This is a genomic window from Rhodococcus jostii RHA1 (genome assembly GCF_000014565.1).
Classification (GTDB): Bacteria; Actinomycetota; Actinomycetes; order Mycobacteriales; family Mycobacteriaceae; genus Rhodococcus_F; species Rhodococcus_F jostii_A.
Genome location: NC_008268.1, coordinates 6,010,061 through 6,030,813, shown reverse-complemented (window position 1 = coordinate 6,030,813; position 20,753 = coordinate 6,010,061). Strand labels below are relative to the sequence as shown.

Genomic DNA, 20,753 nt, shown 5'->3' with positions numbered 1-20,753 from the left:
ATGAACACCGACACGACGACCCACTACCGCGGCGGCCGGATCTTCACCGCCGCCGAACCCGCCTGGGCCGAGTCGATGATCGTCCAGGGCGATCGCCTCACGTACGTCGGCGACACCGCGACCGCCGACACGCTGTCCGGCGACGCCCGCGTCGTCGAACTCGGCGGGGCCTTCGTCCTGCCCGGCTTCATCGACGCCCACACCCACCTGCTGATGATGGGCCAGGCCCTCCAGAAGCTGGACCTGCAGAGCGCCGCCGATCTGAACGACATCCAGGACCGCATCCGCCGATTCGCCGCCGAGAGCCCGGACGCACCCCGGCTCCTGGGACGCAGCTGGCTGTTTTCGGCACTCGACGGACACCCGCCGACGCGGCAGATGATCGACGCGGCCGAGGCCGACCGTCCCGTGTACCTCGATTCCAACGATGTGCACTCGGCGTGGGTGAACACGGCCGCGCTCCGCGAACTCGGCATCGACGCAGACACTCCCGACCCGATCGGCGGCCGGATCGAGCGTGATCCCGTCACCGGTGAGGCCACCGGCATGCTCTACGAGACGGCGGTGACCCAGATCGTGTGGCCCGCCCTCGCGAAGTTGGTCAGCGACACCGAGCGGGACGTCGCCCTCGCGGCCGCGTTCGAGCAGTATCTCGCGGACGGCGTCACCGGGGCGGTCGACATGGCGCTCGGCGCGGACGAGGTCGAGGCGCTCGAACGCGCACTGGCCGCAGGCGGGGGCACGCTCCCGCTCCGGGTGGCCGGCCACTGGCTGATCGAACGAACCGATTCGGACGAGGAGAACGTCCGCCAGGTGCACGAGGCGGTGGAGCACCACAGGCGACTGCAGGGTCCGTGGCTGCGGATCGCCGGGATCAAGATCATCATCGACGGCGTCATCGACAGCTGCACCGCGGCGATGAAGGAACCGTACTCGGACGGCACCAATGCCGAACCGATCTGGGACCTCGCCTCGCTGGCACCGGTGGTCGTCGCGGCGGATGCCGCCGGCCTCCAGGTGGCGCTGCACGCGATCGGCGACGAGGCGTCGGAGATCGCGCTCGCCGCGCTCGAACAGGCGATCGCCGCCAACGGGATTCGCCCGCGCCGGCACCGGATGGAGCACCTGGAGACGATCACGAAGGACAATGTGGAGCGCCTTGCGCGCCTCGGGGTCGTCGCGTCGATGCAGCCGGTCCATGCCGATCCGGCGATCCAGGACAACTGGCGGGCGATGCTGGGCGACCATCGGGTCGAGCGGGCGTTCCCGTGGCCCGAGATGACCGCCGCGGGCGCCGTCCTCGCGCTGGGGTCCGACGCCCCCACGGCGCCGCATCCCCCGCTGCCCAACATGTACATCGCGACGACGCGTAAGTCCGCGATCGATCCGGCGCTCGCACCGAACCTGCCCGAGTACGCACTGCCGATGGCGGAGGCGCTCGCGCACGCCACCCGCGACGCCGCCTACTCGTGCCGCTGGGACGATCTCACCGGTCAACTGGTGGCGAGCAAGGCCGCCGATTTCGTGGTCCTCGACGGGGATCCGTTCACCGCGGGCGCCGATTCCCTCCTCACAGCGCGGGTGCAGCTGACCGTGGTGGCCGGCTCCGTGCGCCACGAAGCGGAGGTGGCAGGCAGCCACCCCGTGTAGCCGACCCGGTCAGTCCCGTTCGGCTGCGGCGTCTTCCGTGACGCCGCAGCCGATCTGTTCACAGAACCCCAGCATGGCCGTGCGCGCGGCATCGACGGTGATGAGGCTGTTTCCGCCGACGATGTGCAAACCGTACGCATCCTCGAGGGCCACCAGATTCATTGCCGCCTGGTCGATGTCGCCGCGCACGGCGAACTCCCCCGCCGCGTGCCCGTCGCCGAGGATGGCGCGGTACGTCGCGAGCTGCCGCAGATACATCTTTTGGACCAGTTCGTCGTGCAGCGCCGAAGTGCCTGTCATGAAGTCGAATTCGTAGAGCAACCGCATCAGGGTGTCGTCGGGACCACTCGGCAGCCCGGCGTCGATGGCCGTCCGCAGCTTGGCGGCGTACGACGACTGCGCGGCCACCGCCTCGTCGCGCAGATCGCAGTAGCGCTCGGTGCCGGCCCGGTGCGCCTCGACTAGAAGCGAATCCAGATCGTCGAAGTAGTAGAGCAGCGCGCCGCGCGTCAGGCCCGCGCGCTTCGCGACATCGGTCAGGGACAGCGACCTGAGCCCGTGCGCGGATCCCGCCTGGAGCGTCGCCTCGATGAGTTCGGAACGCCGCTGCTTCTGAGTGTTCGGTCGCGCCATGCCGTTGACACTAGCCGACGTGATCTGTGACACTCGGCCCAGTTGTTTGACGGACCTGTCAAAAAACTATTTCCGGCCCTCCCCCTCCCCGAACGGACAGCTCATGGACCAGACCGCCCGGCCACCCACCGCCACTCCCCGCACCTACGAGGCCTCGCTCTCCCGGAGTATCGGCGTCGGCGGAAACATCCTGATCACCCTGTCGTCGATCTCCCCGGCGTCGAGCGTCTTCATCCTCGGCGGCTCGGCGCTCGCCCTGTTCGGCACCGGCGTGTTCTGGGCGTTCCTCATCGCCGGCATCGTGAGCATTCTCATCGCCTTCTGCTACGCCGAACTCGCCTCCGCGTATCCCGTTGCCGGCGGCGACTACTCGCTCGTGTCGCGGGCACTCGGACCGGCCTTCGGCGTCGCCACATTCTTCATCAGCCTCATCTCCCTGCCGTTGATCATCGCCGTCTTCGCCCTCGGGGTCGCCGACTACCTGGGCGTCGCGATCCACGGCCTGTCCCCGCAGCAGACCGCGCTCGTCGTGGTCGTGATCACCACCGTGACCGCGTGTTTCGACATCCGCACGAACGCATGGCTCACCGGCGTCTTCCTGGGCGTCGAGATGGCGGCGCTGGCTCTGCTCACCGTCCTCGGTTTCGTCCACATGGAACGGCCACTCACCAGCCTTCTCAGCCCGGAGGTCCTCGATCCGAGCACCGGCAACCTCGCGCCGCTGGCGATCTCCGGACTGATGCTGGCCGTCACCCAGGGGATCTTCGCGTACAACGGATACGGCGGCGCCGTGTACTTCGCCGAGGAGACCAAGAACGCCGCCCGCTCGATCGCGAAAGCAGTGATCTGGAGCGCCGTCATCACCGTCGCCACCGAACTCGTCCCGCTCATCGCGATCCTGGTGGGCGCCCGCTCGCAGACCGAACTCTTCGGTTCCAGCCTTCCCGTCGAGGCATTCCTCACCGAACGCGCCGGTCACGCCGTCGCCATGGTGGTCCTGCTCTCGATCGCCCTCGCCGTGATCAACGCGATCATCGCGATCACGCTGCAGGCGGGCAGGCTCCTCTACGCCGCAGCTCGCGACCGCGCTCTCCCCGAGACCGTCGCCGCGCCGTTGCAGACCGTCAGCACCAAGGGCCGCGTCCCCGTCCTCGCCACCGTCGTGATGGGCACCATCGCGTTCACCGCGTGCTTCGTCCCGCTGGACGTCCTGCTCACCGCCACCGGGTCGACCCTGACGTTCACGTACCTGTTCATCGCGCTGGCCGCGATCAACCACCGCCGCGGCGGAGCCACCCGAACCGGCTACCGGATGCCGTTGTGGCCGCTGGCCCCGGGAATCTGCATCGCCGCACTCGGCCTCGTCTTCGTCGTCACGCTGCTCGACCCGGAGCAGTGGCTCAGCCTGGGCATCTCCCTCGGACTCGTCGCCGCCGGTTTCGTCTACTTCGCCCTGTACCTGCGACCGCGCAAGCACACCCACCTGCTGTTGCTGAACGCCGCACCCGAGGAGAACTGCTGATGCTCGACCTACTTCTGACCAACGGCGTCGTGCGCACGTTCGACACCACCGGCCGGGCCGAGGCCGTCGGCATCGCGGACGGCCGGATCCGGTACGTCGGAACCACCGAGGACGCACCCGCCGCCTTGCGCACCATCGACCTGCGAGGCAGGCTGCTCACCCCCGGCATCATCGACAGCCACAACCACCTGCTCCTCGGATTCGATCCCGACGCCGTGAGCCTCGAAGGCGCACACGACCTCACCGAGGTCCGGCGACGGATCGGCACGCACGCGGCCGCCCGCCCCGACCTCGACTGGATCTGCGCCGAGAACGCCGTCTACTCCGTGGTGACCGGGCGGCGACCGAACGCCGCCGACCTGCGCGGCCTCACGGATCGTCCGGTCTTCATCACCACCTACGACCAGCACTCGGTGTGGCTGAACGACGCCGCACTGCGGGTCCTCGGAATCGACCGCGGCACCCAGATTCCCTGGGGGCGGCCAGAATTCGACGACACCGGCGTACCCACCGGCTGGGTCACGGATTTCTACACCAGCGCGATGACGCGGGCCGGTCTGGCCGGTCTCCAACGCGACATCCCGATGTACTCCCCCGACCGCCGCTATCGCCGCATCACGTCCAGCTTGGAGATGGCGACCGCGAGCGGCATCACCACCGTCGTCGAACCACAGGTCCCGCTGGCCGAACTCGATCTGATGTATCGGGCCCGCGCCGAGGGACGGATGAACTCGCGGGTGATCACCGCCCTGTTCCACCCCGTCGGCGCCGACGCCGAGTTTCGCCGGGACCTGCGGGAGGCCGTCGACAGCGCACCCGTCGACGACATGCTGCGGCTCGGGCCGGTGAAGCTGTACGCCGACGACGTGATCGAACCGCACACCGCCGCCATGCTGTCCGACTACGCGAACCGGCCGGGGCACCGCGGCGCGCCCAGCCTGCCGCCGCACGAGTTCACCGCGATGCTCACCGAACTCGACCGCCTCGGCTTCCAGACGCACACCCACGCGACCGGCGACTGGGGTATCCGGCTGGCGCTCGACTCGATCGAGCACGCCGGCCGCGTGAACGGGACGGCCGACCGACGGCACGGCATCGTCCACGTCGAATGCCTCCACCCCGAGGACCTTCCCCGGTTCCGGGAACTCGGCGTCGTCGCGGCGATGCAGCCGCGGCACTGCTCTCCCGACCTCGTCGCGGGAACGTGGATGGAGAACGTCGGTGAGGACCGGTGGGGCCGGGCGTGGCGGTTCCGTTCGCTCGCCGAGTCGGGGGCGGCGCTGGCGTTCTCCAGCGACTGGCAGGTCGGGGAGATGGATCCGCTCGTCGGCCTGTACTCGGCCCTGACCCGCTCGGGCCTGGACGGCCGCACCGACTGGACTCCGCGCGAGCGGATGGACCTGGATTCGGCGTTGCGGGCGTACACCCGGGGCGGCGCGTGGGCGTGGCACGCCGAGGACGAGCTCGGAGTGATCCGTCCGGGTGCCCGCGCCGACCTGGTCGTCTGGTCGGCGGACCTCTACGCGCTCGAACCCGGGCAACTGCTGGACCAGCGGGCCGACCTCACCCTCGTCGGCGGCGCGATCGTGCACGACGCCGACTCCGCGAGCGCCGGTGCGGACGTGCCGTTCGCCGGCTCCGGCGCGGCCGCGCACACCTGCTCGCACGGGTGACTTTCGGATTGGACAACTCGGCGCGGCGGGGGGCGCGTCTTTCACCATTTTGTCAGCTGCCCTCGGCTTGTGAGGCAGCGCACACTTGTTTTCAGATGTTCTGCAACTCCGGACCCCGGTCGGACTGTTCGACCGACGGTCCGTCCCGACCCACGAGTTTCGACCCACGAGTTTCGACCCCACGAGAGGAACCGGTACGAATGTCGATCGACGTACTCGAGAACTACATCAACGGTGAGTTCGTCGCCTCATCCGCGACAGAGACGCTGGACTTGATCAACCCCGTGGACGAGAGCGTCGTCGGGCGCGCGCCCGTCTCCACCAAGGCCGACGTGGATGCCGCCGTCGAGGCGGCCGAGCGGGCCTTCGTCTCGTGGGGCAAGACCACTCCGAGCGTCCGGCAGACCGCGTTGCTGAAGCTCGCCGACGCGATCGAGGCGCACAGCGACGAACTCGTCGAGGCGGAGTGCCGCAACACCGGGCAGCCCAAGCAGGTCATCGCCGACGAAGAGATCAAGGTGGGCGCCGACCAGCTCCGCTTCTTCGCGGGCGCGGCCCGGATGCTCGAAGGCAAGGCCGCCGGCGAGTACATGGACGGCTTCACGTCGTACGTGCGCCGCGAGCCGATCGGTGTCGTCGGTCAGGTCACCCCGTGGAACTACCCGTTCATGATGGCGCTGTGGAAGATCGGCCCCGCGCTCGCGGCAGGCAACACGATCGTGCTCAAGCCCAGCGACACCACCCCGAACAGCACGCTCGTCCTGGCCCGGCTGACCAAGGGGATCCTGCCGGACGGCGTCTTCAACGTCGTCCTCGGCAACGGTGAGACCGGCGCCACCCTCGTGGAGAATCCGGCCCTCGGACTGGTGTCGATCACCGGATCCGTTCGGGCGGGCATCGCCGTCGCCGTCTCCGCCGCACGCCAGCTCAAGCGCGCGCACCTCGAACTGGGCGGCAAGGCCCCCGCCATCGTCTTCGGTGACGTCGACATCGAGAAGACGGCGAGTGGCATCGCCGAGGCCGCCTTCTTCAACGGTGGGCAGGACTGCACCGCCGCCACCCGCGTCCTCGTCCACGAGTCCATCCACGACCAGCTCGTCGACGCACTCGTCCGCAAGGCCGAGACGCTCAAGCCCGGCCTGCCGGACGACCCGGACACGTTCTACGGCCCGCTCAACAACGTCAACCATTTCAACGCGGTCAGTTCCAAGATCGCCGCGCTCCCCACCTCGGCCAAGATCGTCACCGGCGGAAAGCGTTCGGGAGAACAGGGATTCTTCTTCGAACCCACCGTGATCACCGGCGTCGACCAGCGCGACGACATCGTGCAGGAGGAGACGTTCGGTCCCATCCTCACCGTGCAGAGCTTCTCCGACGAGAAGGAGGCCGTCACCCTCGCCAACGACGTCCGGTACGGTCTGGCGTCGAGTGTGTGGACCAACGATCACGGCGTCACGCAACGGCTCTCGGCCGCACTCGATTTCGGTGCCGTGTGGATCAACTGCCACATCCCGCTCGTCGCCGAGATGCCGCACGGCGGATTCAAGTACTCCGGCTACGGCAAGGACCTCTCCGGCTACGGCGTCGAGGACTACACCCGCATCAAGCACGTCATGAGCTCCAACGACTGACGTCGCCCACCCCCTACCCATCCACGTCACGACCCTGAGGACTGCACCATCATGAACGACATCCAGTACCGGCTGCCGCAGAAGCGCGCCCTGGTCACCGAGCTCCCCGGCCCGAAGTCGGCGGCCCTCACCGCACGCCGCCGCGCCACCGTGGCCGCGGGCGTCGGCTCCAGCGTCCCCGTGTACGCGGCGGATGCCGACGGTGGTGTGGTCGTCGACGTCGACGGCAACTCCCTGATCGACCTCGGCTCGGGCATCGCGGTCACCAGCGTGGGCGCGTCCGATCCGGCCGTCGCCGAGGCGGTCCGGGAGCAGGTCGGGCACTTCACCCACACCTGTTTCATGGTCACCCCGTACGAGGGCTACGTCCGCGTGGCGGAGGAGCTCGCCGCCCTCACCCCCGGTGATCACGAGAAGCGCACCGTCCTGTTCAACTCGGGCGCGGAGGCGGTGGAGAACGCGATCAAGGTTGCTCGCCTCGCCACCGGCCGCGACGCCGTCGTCGCGTTCGATCACGCCTACCACGGTCGTACGAACCTGACGATGGCCCTCACCGCCAAGTCGATGCCCTACAAGGCTCACTTCGGTCCGTTCGCTCCCGAGGTGTACCGGCTCCCCATGTCCTACCCCTACCGGGACCAGGACGGACTGACCGGCGAGCAGGCCGCCCAGCGCGCCATCAGTCAGATGGAGAAGCAGATCGGCGCCGATTCACTCGCGGCGATCATCATCGAGCCGATCCAGGGCGAGGGCGGATTCATCGTTCCCGCCGAGGGATTCCTCCCCACCCTGGTGAACTGGGCCCGCGCCAACGGCGTCGTGTTCATCGCCGACGAGGTGCAGACCGGGTTCTCCCGCACCGGCGCCTGGTTCGCGTGCGAGCACGAGGAGATCGTCCCGGACATCATCACGATGGCCAAGGGCATGGCGGGCGGCATGCCGCTGTCCGCGATCACGGGCCGCGCCGAACTCCTCGACAAGGTGCACCCCGGCGGTCTGGGTGGCACGTACGGCGGCAACCCCGTCGCGTGTGCCGCCGCGCTCGCCGCGATCGACAGCATGCGGAAGTTCGACCTGCCCGCTCGCGCACAGCACATCGGCGACCTGGCCCTGCCGCGGCTGAAGGCCCTGGCCGCCGACGTCGGTGTCATCGGTGACGTGCGCGGACGCGGCGCGATGCTCGCGATGGAGTTCGTCAAGCCCGGCACCGACGAGCCGGACGCCGAACTGACGAAGGCGATTGCCGCACATGCGCTCGAACAAGGTGTCATTCTGCTGACGTGCGGTACCTACGGAAACGTCATCCGACTGCTTCCGCCGCTGGTGATCAGCGACGACCTGCTCGACGACGCCCTGACCGTCATCGAGCAGATCGTGCGCTCGCTCGTCTGACCCGTGCGCCTTTTCGGTAGTCACCGCTACCGAAAAGGCGCACGAGCACGAAGTGCCCACCCCACGACCAGAGGAGACACCATGACCCGGACGACCACCGGCACGTTCCATCCTCTGGACCCGTTGGGGGCGGACGAATTCGCGAAGGCCGCGGCCGTCCTCGCCCGGGAACACGGGGTCGGGGACGGCTGGCGGTTCGCGTCGATCGAACTGGCCGAGCCGGCCAAGGCCGAGGTGTCGGCGTTCGACACGTCGGGCACCGTCCCGGACCGCCGGGCCGTCGTCGTGTGCTTCGACCGCAGCAGCGGAGACACCTATAAAGCGCTCGTCTCGCTCACGGGAGACAACGTGGTCTCCTGGGAGCACATCCCGGACGTCCAGGCGAATTTCACGGTGGACGAATGGGAAGAGGCGGACGCCTTCCTCCGCGGGCACCCGGACGTGATCGCGGCACTCGCGAAGCGCGGGATCACGGACATGAGCCTGGTGTTCATGGACGTGTGGACGTACGGCGACGCGGTGACCCCGGAGAAGTACAAGGGACGCCGGCTCGGCTGGTCGGACACCTGGGTGCGGGCAGCCGAGGGCGCCAACCCGTATGCGGGCCCGGTCAACGGTTTCCACTGCGTGATCGATGTCAACAAGATGGAACTGCTCGAGATCGAGGACACGTTCAGCGTCGAACGTCCCGAGGTCATGGGCGAGTACGTGCCCCGGCACATCCCGGAACGGATCCGCAACGCGAGCACCCGGCCGCCGTTGACACCATTGGACATCGTCCAGCCGGAGGGACCGTCGTTCACGCTCGAGGGCAACAAGCTCGAGTGGCAGAACTGGTCGCTGCGGGTGGGGTTCAACTACCGCGAGGGCATGACCCTGCACGCGGTGACGTACAACGACAACGGCCGGGTGCGCTCGATCGCGAACCGGATGTCGTTCGCGGAGATGGCGGTGCCGTATCGCGACACCAGCACCGATCACTACCGCCGCACCGCCTTCGACATCGGCGAGTGGGGCATCGGGTTCATGACCACGTCGCTGACCCTGGGCTGCGACTGCCTCGGTGAGATCCGGTACCTCGACGCCGTCCTCCACGACAGCCACGGTGTGCCGTTCACGATCGAGAACGCGATCTGTATCCACGAGGAGGACAACGCCGTCCTCTGGAAGCACGTCGACCACGACGCGGGCGCCGAGGTGCGCCGTATGCGGCGGCTGACGGTGTCGACGCACGTGACGGTCGCGAACTACGAATATCTCGTCTACTGGCGGTTCTACCAGGACGGCAACATCGAGTGCGAGGTCCGCGCCACCGGGATCATGGTGGTCAGCCATTTCCCCGAAGGCGGGGAGCACCCCAGCGGGACGCTCGTCGACAACCGCACGTACGCGCCGTTCCACCAGCACTTCCTGGTCGCCCGCCTCGATCTCGACGTCGATGGCACCGAGAACACGGTGTACGCGACCGAGACCGAGGTGGTGCCGATGGGCCCGGACAACCCTCTGGGTCTCGCGCTGCGCCAGAAGAACACCCCGCTGCGCACCGAACACGAAGGCCGCCAGGACTTCGACTGGCAGAGCCAGCGGGCGTGGAAGGTGGTCAACGACAACGTGACCACCGGGCTCGGCACCGCCCCCGCCTACAAGCTCGTTCCCGGCGGCGCGATACCGTCGATGTTCGACCCGGCGTCGCCGATCTTCCAGCGCACCGGTGCGATCGGCCACACCGTCTGGGTGACACCCAATTCACCTGACGAACGCTGGCCTGCCGGGGAATTCGTGAACCAGAGCAAGGTCGATCACGGACTTCCCGCCTGGACCGAGGCAAACCGCCCGATCGAGAACACCGACGTGGTGCTCTGGTACACGTTCGGTATCCACCACATTCCCCGGCCGGAGGACTGGCCGATCATGCCTGCGGACACCGTGTCCTTCTGGCTGAAGCCGGTCGGATTCTTCGACCGCAACCCCGCCCTCGACGTCGCCCCCACCCCGGAGGCGTGCGATCACCACCATTCCCACCACGAGGACTCCGATGACTGATTTCGAACGGCTCCGCGCCACCCTGCCCACCGGACTGTGGATCGACGGTGCCCAGACCGACCCGATCGACGGCGGCACGTTCCCGGTCTACGACCCGGCCACGGGCACTCTCATCGCCGACGTTGCGGATGCGGGTGGCAAGGATGCGATGCGCGCACTGGACTCCGCCGCGGCGGTCCAGGAGGAATGGGCGGCGACCGCGCCGCGGCAGCGGTCGATCATCCTGCGTTCGGCGTGGGAGAAGGTCATCGAGCGCACCGACGACCTCGCGCTGCTGATGACGATGGAGATGGGCAAGGCACTGCCGGAGAGCCGCGGCGAGGTGAACTACGGCGCCGAGTTCCTGCGCTGGTTCAGCGAGGAAGCCGTCCGCATCCAGGGCCGCTACACCACGTCCCCGTCGGGCAGCGGACGGATCATGGTCACCAAGGTTCCGGTCGGACCCACCCTGGCCGTCACGCCGTGGAACTTCCCCCTCGCGATGGGCACCCGCAAGATCGGCCCCGCGCTCGCCGCAGGCTGCACGATCATCGTCAAGCCCGCCGAGGACACCCCGCTCACCATGCTGCTGCTCGCCGAGATCTTCGCCGAGGCAGGCCTGCCCGCCGGTGTGCTGTCGGTGCTGCCCGCGTCGAACGCCGCCGCCGTCACCGAACCGCTGCTCGCAGATCCGCGGCTGCGGAAGGTGACGTTCACCGGATCCACCCGGGTCGGCAAGATCCTCATCGAGCAGTCCGCACAGCAGGTGCTGCGCACGTCGATGGAACTCGGCGGCAACGCCCCGTTCGTGGTGTTCGACGACGCCGACATCGACGCCGCGGTCGAGGGCGCGATGGCCGCGAAGATGCGCAACGGCGGCGAGGCCTGCACCGCCGCCAACCGACTGATCGTGGCCAACTCGGTGCGCGAGGAGTTCACCACCAAGCTCACCGACCGGATCGCCGCGCTCACCGTCGGACCGGGCAGCGAGGAAGGAACCAACGTCGGCCCCCTCGTCAACGAGAAGCAGCGCCGCAACGTGGCGTCCCTCGTCGACGACGCCGTCGCCGCGGGCGCCCGGGTCCGCACCGGCGGCAAGTCCGTCGACGGTCCCGGTTACTTCTTCCAGCCCACCGTCCTCGACGAGGTGCCCGCGAACGCGCGCATCGTCCGCGAGGAGATCTTCGGACCCGTCGCCGCGATCACCGGTTTCGACACCGAGGCCGAGGGCGTCGCCGCCGCGAACGACACCGAATACGGTCTCGCCGCGTACATCTACACGCAGAACGTCGACCGTGCGTTCCGCGTCGCCGACAAGCTCGAGAGCGGCATGGTCGGCGTCAACCGCGGAGTGATCTCCGACGTCGCCGCGCCGTTCGGTGGAGTCAAGCAGTCCGGCCTCGGCAGCGAAGGCGGCACCGAAGGCATCGAGGAGTACCTCGAGACCAAGTACGTCGGCTTCGCGTAAACCACCCGCCCCGAGACAGATCGGAACCGTCACCATGCGTTTGGTCGTTGGATATCTCGCCACCCCCAGCGGGGAGGACGGTCTGGCCCTCGGGGCGCAGCTCGCCCGCAGTCTCGGCGCACAGCTCGACATCTGCATGGTGCTCCCGCCGGACCGGACGGTCCCGGCGAGAGTTCCGGCAGAAACCGGCTACGACGACATTCTCGCCTCCCGCGCCCAGCGCTGGCTGGACGAGGCGAAGTCGTCGGTGCCGAGCGACATCGACGTGGAAGTCCACCTGAGCTTCCACGAATCGTTCGCGCAGGGTCTCATCGACGAGGTGTCCCGGCTGGGGGCGCAGGCGATCGTCGTCGGCGCCGCCGGCGACGGACTGCTGGGGCGGCACTCCGTCGGCTCCGTGTCGACGGAACTGCTGCACTCGGCGCACGTTCCGCTGGCCCTCGCACCCCGAGGGGCGCGGCACTCCTCCGCAAAGAAGATCCGCGAGGTCACCTGCGCTCTCGGGACCCGGACCGGGGCCGACGTGCTGTTGCGCACCGCGGTGCGGACGTGCGAGCGGATGAAGACCCCACTCCGCCTGGTCTCCCTCGTCGCACTTGACCCGCAGAACGACCTCCGCGATCACCGGGACACCCCCGACGACATCCGCGACCGGGCCGTCGCCCACGCGCAGAGCACCCTCGAAGTGGCGAAATCGGCTCTTCCCGAAGACTTTCCCGTGTCCGTCACGATCGCCGACGGCTCCTCCGTGGAATCGGCGGTCCGCACACTCGACTGGCAGGACGGCGACCTCGTCATGGTCGGCTCCAGCCGGCTCGCCCAACCTCATCGACTGTTCCTGGGATCCACCGCGGCCAAGATGCTCCGCGTCCTGCCGGTGCCCATGGTGGTCGTCCCCAAGCAGGAGTTCCCCAACAGTGAGTAAAACGTCCGCGACACCCGCCCCGGATCCACGCTCGTTCCCGACCGGAGGTTCAGACATGACGAACAGCGAAGGCGCACCGGCGTCGGCCGACGGCGCCGTGAGTGCCAAGGGGCTGGCCACCGGCGCGGTCGGGACCTTCTCCGGGGCGATCCTCGGGATCTCCTCCGTGGCACCGGGTTACACGCTGACGGCCAGCATCGGACTGATCGTCGCGGCGGTCGGGTTGAAGATGCCCGCCATCTTCATCGCCGGCTTCATTCCCATGTTCCTCACGGCGTACGCCTACCGTGAGCTCAACTCCGAATCCCCCGACTGCGGTGCGTCGTTCACGTGGTCGACGAAGGCGTTCGGTCCGTACGTCGGCTGGATGTGCGGCTGGGGCATGGTGATCGCCACGATCATCGTGCTCTCGAACCTCGCGGCGATCGCGGTCCAGTTCTTCTATCTGTTCATTGCGAAACTGTTCGACGCCCCGAGCATCGCCGACCTGCCCGGCAACAAATTCGTGAATGTGGGCACCACCCTGCTCTTCATCGCGCTCGCCACGTGGATCGCCAGTCGCGGCATCACCACCAGCGAGCGCCTGCAGGTCGCACTCGTCGGCTTCCAGATGGTGCTGCTCATCGCGTTCGCGGTGGTGGCACTGGTCCACGTCGGCAACGGGGACGCCCCCGCCGGGCTCTCGTTCGACCTGAGCTGGTTCAACCCGTTCACCGGACTGGCCCTCGGCGCGTTCGTGATCGGCCTCACGGGTTCGATCTTCGCGTTCTGGGGCTGGGACACCTGCCTGACACTGGGCGAGGAGTCGAAGAACCCGAAGAAGACCCCCGGTCGCGCCGGACTGCTGTGCGTCGCGACGATTCTGCTGACCTACCTGCTCGTGTCGGTCGCGGCGATGATGTACGCCGGCGTCGGCGAGGACGGCCTCGGTCTCGGCAACCCGGACAACTCCGAGAACGTCTTCGGCGCCCTCGCCGACCCGGTTCTCGGCAACTGGGGCGGCATGCTGCTGTTCCTCGCGGTATTCGTCTCCTCGGTCGCGAGCCTGCAGACCACGTTCCTGCCTGCAGCACGCACGATGCTGGCGATGGGCGCCTACGGCGCGTTCCCCAAGAAGCTCGCCGAGGTGTCGCCGCGATTCCTGGTGCCGTCCTACGCGACAGTCGTCGCCGGTGTGGTGACCGCGGTCTTCTACACCGTCGTCACGTTCCTGTCCGAGCGCACGCTGCTCGACACGATCGCCGCGCTGGGCATCATGATCTGCTGGTACTACGGCATCACGGCATTCGCGTGTGTCTGGTATTTCCGGGACAGCCTGTTCACGAGTTTCCGCAATATCGTCTTCCGGTTCGCGTTCCCGCTGCTCGGCGGCCTCATGCTGCTCGCGGTGTTCGTGATCTCGATCCAGGAGAGCATGGACCCGGAGAACGCCAGCGGTGCGTCCATCGGCGGCATCGGCCTCGTCTTCTTCCTCGGCTTCGGCATCCTCCTGCTCGGCGCCGTGCTGATGATGATCATGCGCTTCCGCAGTCCCGCCTTCTTCCGGGGCGAGACCCTCAACCGCGACACGTCCGCGTTGCGGGACGAGGGCGATCTCACGGCTCGATCGGAGCCTGCGCCACCAAGCCCGCGATAAGCGTCCGCAGCCCGAACTCGAATGCTGCATCCGCCCGTCCGGGGTTCGGCCCGGACGTGGCGAGGGCGGCCAGCATGGCCTCGTTCGCCTCCGGAGCGGTCGCCCAGACCACTTCGGGGGCGGCGAGGTCCAGCGCCGACCCCAGCACGAAGCTGTCGACCGTCGTGATGGCGTGCAGAATCTCCTCGGGCGTGAAGCCACCGTCCGAGAATGCCTGCGCCAGCGCGTTGTACAGCCCGAAAGCCACACCGGACTGCACTGTGTGCGCGGTGAACAGAGGAATCAGCCGAGGATGCTCGGCGTAGTTGCGCCGATACTCGCGCGCCAGGCCGGCCACCGTCTCGCTCCACTTGCCGTCGGGGTCCGCCACCACGATGCCCGCCATCATGCGGGCACGCATCAATTCGATGATCTCCGCCCTCCCGGACACGTGGTTGTACAGCGAGGAGGGCCGCACCTTCAGCCGTTCGGCGAGACCCGGCATCGTGAAATCACCGGTGAGGTCCACCATGCGCATGGCAGCTTCGGTGATGATCTCCGGCGACAGCAGTCGCTGTGATGGCCGTGGCATGGGTGCCCTCCTGGTCGGTGTGTGTCACCGGCGACCAGGGTGGATACCGAAGGAATCGAAATCGTCACGCCCCACCCCTTGATCGCCGAGCATTCACCCACCATACTTAACGAATCCAATTCGTTTTAGGCGCTCGCCGAACCGAACATCCGAGGAAACACAATGTTGACGATTACCGCCCTCACCCCTCCCGAGTCCCTGTCGAGGACGCGCGAGACGGGACGCACCCCGCTCCGCGTCGGCCTCGTCCAGCACCGCTGGCACGACAACGACGAGGACCTGCGGGCCGAACTCGACGAGGGCATCGCCGCGGCAGCGAAACTCGGCGCGCGCGTGGTGTTCCTCCCCGAACTCACACTGAGCCGCTACCCCGCGTCGACGCCGGGTGGCGACAACCCGGGACGTACCGCCGAGGACCTCCTCACCGGCCCCACGTTCACGTTCGCCGCCAAGGCCGCCGCGGAACACGGCGTCCTCGTCCACGCGTCGCTGTACGAGCGGAACGACTCCGAGGACGGCGTGCAGTACGAGGACGGTCTCGGGTTCAACACGGCCATCCTCGTCGCCCCCTCCGGTGAACTGCTCGCGCGCACCCGCAAGCTGCACATTCCCGTCACCGCCGGCTACTACGAGGACACCTACTTCCGCGGCGGTCCCGCAACCGATCCGTACCCCGTCCACACCGCCGAGGCACTCGGCGGGGTGAAGCTCGGACTGCCGACGTGCTGGGACGAGTGGTTCCCCGAGGTCGCCCGCGCGTACTCGCTCGGCGGCGCCGAGATCCTGGTGTACCCCACCGCGATCGGCTCCGAGCCCGACCACCCGCAGTTCGACACCCAGCCGCTGTGGCAGCAGGTGATCGTCGGCAACGGCATCGCGAACGGCACCTTCATGGTGGTGCCCAACCGCCACGGCAGCGAAGGCCTCATCACGTTCTACGGCTCGTCGTTCATCTCCGACCCCTACGGCCGGATCCTCGCGCAGGCCCCCCGCGACGAATCCGCAGTCCTCGTCGCCGACCTCGACCTGCAGCAGCGCGAAGACTGGCTGGCCCTGTTCCCGTTCCTGGCCACCCGGCGCCCCGACACGTACGGCGTCCTCACCGAGCCGGTCGATCACGCCTCCCCGTTCGGGAGGGCCTGATGACCTGGCGCATGCCCGCGGAAGGCGAACTGCACGAACGCACCTGGATGGCCTACCCCAGTGAGGGCTACTCCCTGGGCGACACCCCCGAGGAACACCACGAGGCACGCACCACGTGGGCCGAGGTGGCGCACGCCGTCGCCCGGTTCGAGCCCGTCACCGTCGTCGTCGACCCCGGACAGGTGTCCGCAGCCAAGGAATACCTGTCCGCCGACATCGACATCGTCGAGGCGCCGCTGAACGACGCCTGGATGCGCGACATCGGACCCACATTCGTGCTGTCCGAGGACGGGCGCCTCGGCGGCGTCGACTGGATCTTCAACGGCTGGGGCGGCCAGGACTGGGCCCAGTGGGACAAGGACTCGAAGATCGGCGCACTGGTGGTCGAGCGGTCCGGGGCCGAACTCGTCGACTCGCCCATCGTCAACGAGGGCGGCGGCATCCAGGTCGACGGCCTCGGCACCGTGCTGGTGACCGAGACCGTGCAACTCGACCCCGGCCGCAACCCCGAACTGTCGAAAGCCGACATCGAGGCCGAGCTCGCCCGGACGATCGGTGCCACGAAGGTCATCTGGCTACCGCGCGGACTGACCCGGGACCAGGACACGTACGGCACGCGCGGACATGTCGACATCGTCGCCGCCATCCCGTCACCGGGCGTCGTCCTGGTGCACGACCAGCGGAACCCCGAACACCCCGACTTCGAGGTCAGCAAGGCCGTCATCGACCTGCTGAAGCAGACCACCGACGCCCGCGGTGAGTCGTGGGAGATCATCACCGTCCCCGCGCCGACGGTCCTGCGCGACGAGGAGGGTTTCGTCGACTACAGCTACATCAACCATTTCGTCGTCAACGGCGGCGTCATCGCGTGCAGCTTCGACGATCCCGCGGACGAGGAAGCGGTCGCGATCCTGTCGGCGGCCTACCCCGGACGCACGGTCGTGTCGGTCGACGCCCGCCCGCTCTTCGCGCGCGGCGGCGGAATTCACTGCATCACCCAGCATCAGCCCGCCGTGCGCTGACGCGCCTGTGAGTACTTCTTAACCGCGGGCGGTTAACAAGTACTCACGGGCTAGCGGCGGCGACGCATGTAGTCGCTGACGACGGCCGCGCCCAGACCGTCCAGCCCGGGCGCCACGACGCGTCCGCCGACCCGCTCGGCCATCCGGTCCACCACCCGCGCGAGACCGGGATCCTCACCGAGCCGGAAGAACGTGACGTGAGCGCCGAGGCGGGCGAGGGTGTCGAGTTCCCGGACCGTCAGACCGAGGGTCCGGGCGCTCGGCGGGTAGTCGAAGTACGCGAAGCCGTCCGGCTCGAGGTGGGCCGTCGGCTCACCGTCGGTGACGATCAGGACCACCGGCTGGGCGTTGGGGTGCCGGCGCAGATGGCGGGCCGCCAGCAGCAGCGCGTGATGCAGATTGGTGCCCTGGTCCCACGCGCCGTCCAGGCCGGCCAGCTCCGACGGCGTCAGCACCTGCGCGTGCCTGCCGAACGAGATGAGCTGCAGTTCGTCGCTGCGGAACCGGGTGCTCACCAAGTGGTTCAGGGCGAGGGCGGTGCGTTTCATCGGCACCCACCGGCCCTCCATCACCATCGAGAACGACGTGTCGACCAGCAGCGCGACCGCCGCCTGCGACCGCTGCTCGGTCTCCATCACCTCCACGTCCGACACGGACAACCGGACGGGGACGCGACCGCGCTCGACCGGATCGGACGCCGCCCGCAGCACGGCGTTGGTGATCGTGCGCGTGACGTCCCACGGCTCGGTGTCGCCGAACGCCCATTCTCGGGACGCTCCGGTCGGCTCCCCCATCGCCCCGGCGCGGCGCGTCTCCCGTTGCCCGCCACGCGAAGACAGCTGCTGCGCCACGTCCCGCAGAGCCGTCTGACCGAGTTGCCGCATCGCCTTGGGCGACAGGCGCCACTGGCCGTCCGCCCCGCGGTCGAAGAAGCCCTGATCGCGCAGGGCCTTCTCGAGTTCGGCGAGGGTCTGCGCATCGGCCGCCGCCTCGTCGCCGAGTTGCCGCGCCAGAGAGTCCGCATCGATGTCGTCGAGTTGTGCGCCCGCATACTGCTGCGACAGTTGCTCGGCGAGCGACTCGAGTTCCGCGATGTCCTGCAACGCCCCGGTGCCCTCGCCCAGGCCCATGCCGTCGTCGCCGCGGAACCGCTGCGCGCCCTGCCAGTCCTCACCCGGGCGCGCGGCCTGCAGATGCTGGTCCAGCCGGTCCAGCTGTCCGATCAGCGACGGATCGCCGAACGCCTGCTGCGCCAGTGCATCAAGTTCGTCGCGCTGCTCCTGCGACAGGGAGTTCCGCAGGCGCTGCGCCGCCGCCGCCCGCTGCGCCAGTGAGTCGAGCAGTTCCTCGACGTTCTGCGGGTCCTCGGGGAAGTATTCCCCGTGCTTGTCCATGAACTCGTCGAACTGTTCCTGCGTGTCCTCACCGCGGGAGTGCTTGTCCAGCAGGTCGTTGAGATCGGTGAGCATCTCGCGGATGCGTTCGCGGTCTTCTTCCGTGGCACCCTCGAGGGCCTGTTTCATGCCGGCGAACCGCTGGTCCAGCACCTCTCGGCCCAGGAGGTCCCGGATCTTCTCGTAGTCCTCGCGGGCCTCCGAACTGCGCCAGTCGTAGTCGGCGAGTTCCTGCACGGCCTGCGCGGTGGACGGCGACAGTTCCTCGAGGCGCATCTCGGAGAAGCGGGCGTCGTCGTCGAGCGCGCGGGCCAGTGTCTTGCGTTCCTCGAGCACCGCGCGGTCGAGGAGTTCCCGGACCTCTTCGAGTGTGCCGTTCAGGTTGTTCCGCTTCAGCAGCTCACGGCGACGCCGATTGGCCTCGGCCGCAAGCTCGTCCAGGCCGCGCATGTCCCGGTTGCCGCGCCGGAGCATCTCGCGCAGCGCCTGCCGCGGCGACGTGCCCGCGAACACGTCGTCGCCGATCGCGGCCAGGGCCTCGCGCAGGTCCACCGGCGGTGCCAGCGGATCACCACCCTCGTACGGCCCGTACCGCGCGTTGTGCGGTCCGCGCTCCGCCTTGCGGGTCATTACGAATACACCGTCTGCCCGTTGATGTCCGGGTTCTTCGAGATCCGCCGCGCCAGGTACAGCCCTTCGAGGGCGAACTCGGCGGCCGCGGCCCTCTCGCCGTCGGACTCCGCGCCGAGACGCTCTGCCAGCTCGTCGAGGACCTCGAGTTCGGGCAGCTCGTTCAGCAGCGCCTTCGCCGTGATCCGCTCACCGGTCACCACCGGGTCGCCCTGCTCGACCGCGTCCACGAGTTCCGCCAGGTCGATGCCGCCGAGCCGGGTGCGGACCGTGTCGGCCGTCGCCCGCCGGAGCAGGTGCTCCAGGACCTCGATCTCGCGCCCCTCCTCACCGGATTCGAATTCCACCTTGCCCCGCAGCACGTCGACGACGGTCTCGAGGTCGACAGGCCGCGCGACCGGATCTGCCTCACCGAGCACGGCGCCGCGATGCACCGCAGCGGCGCTGACGGTTTCGGCGCCTGCCACAGCGAAGCGGGCGGACACACCCGACCGCTGATCGACCGACGTCGACTCTCGGAGCAGACGGGTGAATCGGGCCAGGATCTCGAGGAGGTACTCGGGCACCTCCGCGGTGAGATGCGCTTCCTGCAGGATGACCGCGACCTCGTCGTCGAGCCGGGTCGGGTAGTGGGTGCGGATCTCGGCACCGAACCGGTCCTTCAACGGGGTGATGATGCGACCGCGGTTCGTGTAGTCCTCCGGGTTCGCGCTGGCCACCATCAGGACGTCCAGCGGGAGCCGGAGGGTGTACCCGCGGACCTGGATGTCGCGTTCCTCCATGACGTTGAGCAGCGACACCTGGATGCGTTCGGCGAGGTCGGGCAGTTCGTTGATGGCGACGATGCCCCGGTGGGCGCGGGGAACGAGCCCGAAGTGAATGGTTTCCGGGTCGCCGAGACTCCGGCCCTCCGCGACCTTGACCGGATCCACGTCGCCGACGAGGTCCGCCACCGACGTGTCGGGGGTCGCGAGTTTCTCCGAATACCGCTCGCTGCGGTGCCGCCACGCGACGGGGAGGGTGTCGCCCAGTTCCTGCGCCCGGCGGATCGACGCCGGGGTGATGGGCTCATAGGGATGCTCCCCGAGTTCGGAACCGGCGATCACCGGGGTCCATTCGTCGAGGAGCAGATTGAGGGTGCGGAGGAGGCGGGTCTTGCCCTGACCACGTTCGCCGAGCAACACCACGTCGTGACCCGCGATGAGAGCCCGTTCGAGCTGTGGTTCCACCGTCTCCTCGAAACCGACGATGCCGGGCCACGGATCACGACCGTCGCGTAGGGCCGCGAGCAGATTCTCGCGGATCTCCTCCTTGACGGTGCGTTGAACGTGGCCCGACTCGCGGAGCTCGCCGACGGTGGAAGGTCTGTGTTCCGATGACGTCACCACTCCACGCTACGAGGGTTCGAGCGAATCGGCACGCGGTTAACTCGCGCCGACCC

The 20,753-nt window shown here is 68.4% G+C and carries 15 protein-coding genes; 11 read left to right on the top strand and 4 right to left on the bottom strand.

The genetic code is table 11. The annotated features are described in order from the left end of the window. Positions 1-1,650 (top strand): amidohydrolase, encoded by a 1,650-nt coding sequence (locus RHA1_RS27340; RefSeq protein ID WP_011597757.1) that lies wholly within the window; start codon positions 1-3, stop codon positions 1,648-1,650. Positions 1,651-1,659: 9 nt separating this feature from the next. Here RHA1_RS27340 and RHA1_RS27335 read toward each other — a convergent pair whose 3' ends face one another. Beyond that, positions 1,660-2,283, bottom strand: coding sequence for a TetR/AcrR family transcriptional regulator (locus RHA1_RS27335; RefSeq protein ID WP_009478863.1), 624 nt, complete (start codon positions 2,281-2,283; stop codon positions 1,660-1,662). A gap of 103 nt (positions 2,284-2,386) precedes the next feature. Here RHA1_RS27335 and RHA1_RS27330 point away from each other — a divergent pair, with 103 nt between their 5' ends. From RHA1_RS27330 to RHA1_RS27295, 8 genes are all read left to right on the top strand, one after another. Beyond that, positions 2,387-3,805 carry an APC family permease gene (locus RHA1_RS27330; protein ID WP_011597755.1) on the top strand — a complete coding sequence of 473 codons (1,419 nt, stop codon included), beginning with the start codon at positions 2,387-2,389 and terminating at the stop codon, positions 3,803-3,805. After that, the gene (locus tag RHA1_RS27325) at positions 3,805-5,478 is read left to right on the top strand and encodes an amidohydrolase (RefSeq protein WP_011597754.1); all 1,674 of its coding nucleotides are present in this window, start codon (positions 3,805-3,807) and stop codon (positions 5,476-5,478) included. The genes RHA1_RS27330 and RHA1_RS27325 overlap by 1 nt, the downstream gene beginning before the upstream one ends. A gap of 200 nt (positions 5,479-5,678) precedes the next feature. Next, the gene (locus tag RHA1_RS27320) at positions 5,679-7,109 is read left to right on the top strand and encodes a gamma-aminobutyraldehyde dehydrogenase (RefSeq protein WP_011597753.1); all 1,431 of its coding nucleotides are present in this window, start codon (positions 5,679-5,681) and stop codon (positions 7,107-7,109) included. Positions 7,110-7,160: 51 nt separating this feature from the next. Continuing rightward, entirely contained in the window at positions 7,161-8,501 is a 1,341-nt protein-coding gene (gene gabT, locus RHA1_RS27315) for a 4-aminobutyrate--2-oxoglutarate transaminase (protein WP_005238605.1), read from the top strand. A gap of 81 nt (positions 8,502-8,582) precedes the next feature. After that, entirely contained in the window at positions 8,583-10,544 is a 1,962-nt protein-coding gene (locus tag RHA1_RS27310; RefSeq protein ID WP_011597752.1) for a primary-amine oxidase, read from the top strand. After that, the gene (locus tag RHA1_RS27305; protein WP_011597751.1) at positions 10,537-11,991 is read left to right on the top strand and encodes an NAD-dependent succinate-semialdehyde dehydrogenase; all 1,455 of its coding nucleotides are present in this window, start codon (positions 10,537-10,539) and stop codon (positions 11,989-11,991) included. The genes RHA1_RS27310 and RHA1_RS27305 overlap by 8 nt, the downstream gene beginning before the upstream one ends. Before the next feature lie 34 nt (positions 11,992-12,025). Next, positions 12,026-12,916 (top strand): universal stress protein, encoded by an 891-nt coding sequence (locus RHA1_RS27300; RefSeq protein ID WP_009478857.1) that lies wholly within the window; start codon positions 12,026-12,028, stop codon positions 12,914-12,916. A 55-nt stretch (positions 12,917-12,971) separates the two neighbouring features. Next, the gene (locus RHA1_RS27295; protein WP_011597750.1) at positions 12,972-14,552 is read left to right on the top strand and encodes an APC family permease; all 1,581 of its coding nucleotides are present in this window, start codon (positions 12,972-12,974) and stop codon (positions 14,550-14,552) included. Here RHA1_RS27295 and RHA1_RS27290 read toward each other — a convergent pair. Next, a complete protein-coding gene (locus RHA1_RS27290; RefSeq protein ID WP_005238594.1) occupies positions 14,512-15,123 on the bottom strand; it encodes a TetR/AcrR family transcriptional regulator in 612 nt (203 codons plus the stop codon). The two genes, RHA1_RS27295 and RHA1_RS27290, sit on opposite strands and share 41 nt — an antisense overlap. A gap of 162 nt (positions 15,124-15,285) precedes the next feature. Between RHA1_RS27290 and RHA1_RS27285 the strand changes: the two genes are divergently transcribed. Continuing rightward, the gene (locus tag RHA1_RS27285) at positions 15,286-16,266 is read left to right on the top strand and encodes a nitrilase-related carbon-nitrogen hydrolase (RefSeq protein WP_009478855.1); all 981 of its coding nucleotides are present in this window, start codon (positions 15,286-15,288) and stop codon (positions 16,264-16,266) included. Then, the gene (locus RHA1_RS27280) at positions 16,266-17,288 is read left to right on the top strand and encodes an agmatine deiminase family protein (RefSeq protein WP_011597749.1); all 1,023 of its coding nucleotides are present in this window, start codon (positions 16,266-16,268) and stop codon (positions 17,286-17,288) included. The genes RHA1_RS27285 and RHA1_RS27280 overlap by 1 nt, the downstream gene beginning before the upstream one ends. A 50-nt stretch (positions 17,289-17,338) precedes the next feature. On the opposite strand, the gene RHA1_RS27275 is transcribed toward RHA1_RS27280, so the two are convergent. Together RHA1_RS27275 and RHA1_RS27270 are read right to left on the bottom strand one after the other, a co-directional pair. Further along, the gene (locus tag RHA1_RS27275) at positions 17,339-19,312 is read right to left on the bottom strand and encodes a vWA domain-containing protein (RefSeq protein WP_009478853.1); all 1,974 of its coding nucleotides are present in this window, start codon (positions 19,310-19,312) and stop codon (positions 17,339-17,341) included. Next, positions 19,312-20,697 carry an ATP-binding protein gene (locus RHA1_RS27270; RefSeq protein WP_009478852.1) on the bottom strand — a complete coding sequence of 462 codons (1,386 nt, stop codon included), beginning with the start codon at positions 20,695-20,697 and terminating at the stop codon, positions 19,312-19,314. Before RHA1_RS27270 ends, RHA1_RS27275 begins: the two co-directional genes overlap by 1 nt. Positions 20,698-20,753 lie beyond the last annotated feature (56 nt).

Coding starts and splice junctions, on each gene's coding strand:
- RHA1_RS27310 (WP_011597752.1), top strand. CDS start 8,583: ATGACCCGGACGACCACCGGCACGTTCCATCCTCTGGACCCGTTGGGG.
- RHA1_RS27280 (WP_011597749.1), top strand. CDS start 16,266: ATGACCTGGCGCATGCCCGCGGAAGGCGAACTGCACGAACGCACCTGG.
- RHA1_RS27300 (WP_009478857.1), top strand. CDS start 12,026: ATGCGTTTGGTCGTTGGATATCTCGCCACCCCCAGCGGGGAGGACGGT.
- RHA1_RS27285 (WP_009478855.1), top strand. CDS start 15,286: ATGTTGACGATTACCGCCCTCACCCCTCCCGAGTCCCTGTCGAGGACG.
- RHA1_RS27290 (WP_005238594.1), bottom strand. CDS start 15,123: ATGCCACGGCCATCACAGCGACTGCTGTCGCCGGAGATCATCACCGAA.
- RHA1_RS27295 (WP_011597750.1), top strand. CDS start 12,972: ATGACGAACAGCGAAGGCGCACCGGCGTCGGCCGACGGCGCCGTGAGT.
- RHA1_RS27275 (WP_009478853.1), bottom strand. CDS start 19,312: ATGACCCGCAAGGCGGAGCGCGGACCGCACAACGCGCGGTACGGGCCG.
- RHA1_RS27330 (WP_011597755.1), top strand. CDS start 2,387: ATGGACCAGACCGCCCGGCCACCCACCGCCACTCCCCGCACCTACGAG.
- RHA1_RS27340 (WP_011597757.1), top strand. CDS start 1: ATGAACACCGACACGACGACCCACTACCGCGGCGGCCGGATCTTCACC.
- RHA1_RS27320 (WP_011597753.1), top strand. CDS start 5,679: ATGTCGATCGACGTACTCGAGAACTACATCAACGGTGAGTTCGTCGCC.
- gabT (WP_005238605.1), top strand. CDS start 7,161: ATGAACGACATCCAGTACCGGCTGCCGCAGAAGCGCGCCCTGGTCACC.
- RHA1_RS27325 (WP_011597754.1), top strand. CDS start 3,805: ATGCTCGACCTACTTCTGACCAACGGCGTCGTGCGCACGTTCGACACC.
- RHA1_RS27305 (WP_011597751.1), top strand. CDS start 10,537: ATGACTGATTTCGAACGGCTCCGCGCCACCCTGCCCACCGGACTGTGG.
- RHA1_RS27335 (WP_009478863.1), bottom strand. CDS start 2,283: ATGGCGCGACCGAACACTCAGAAGCAGCGGCGTTCCGAACTCATCGAG.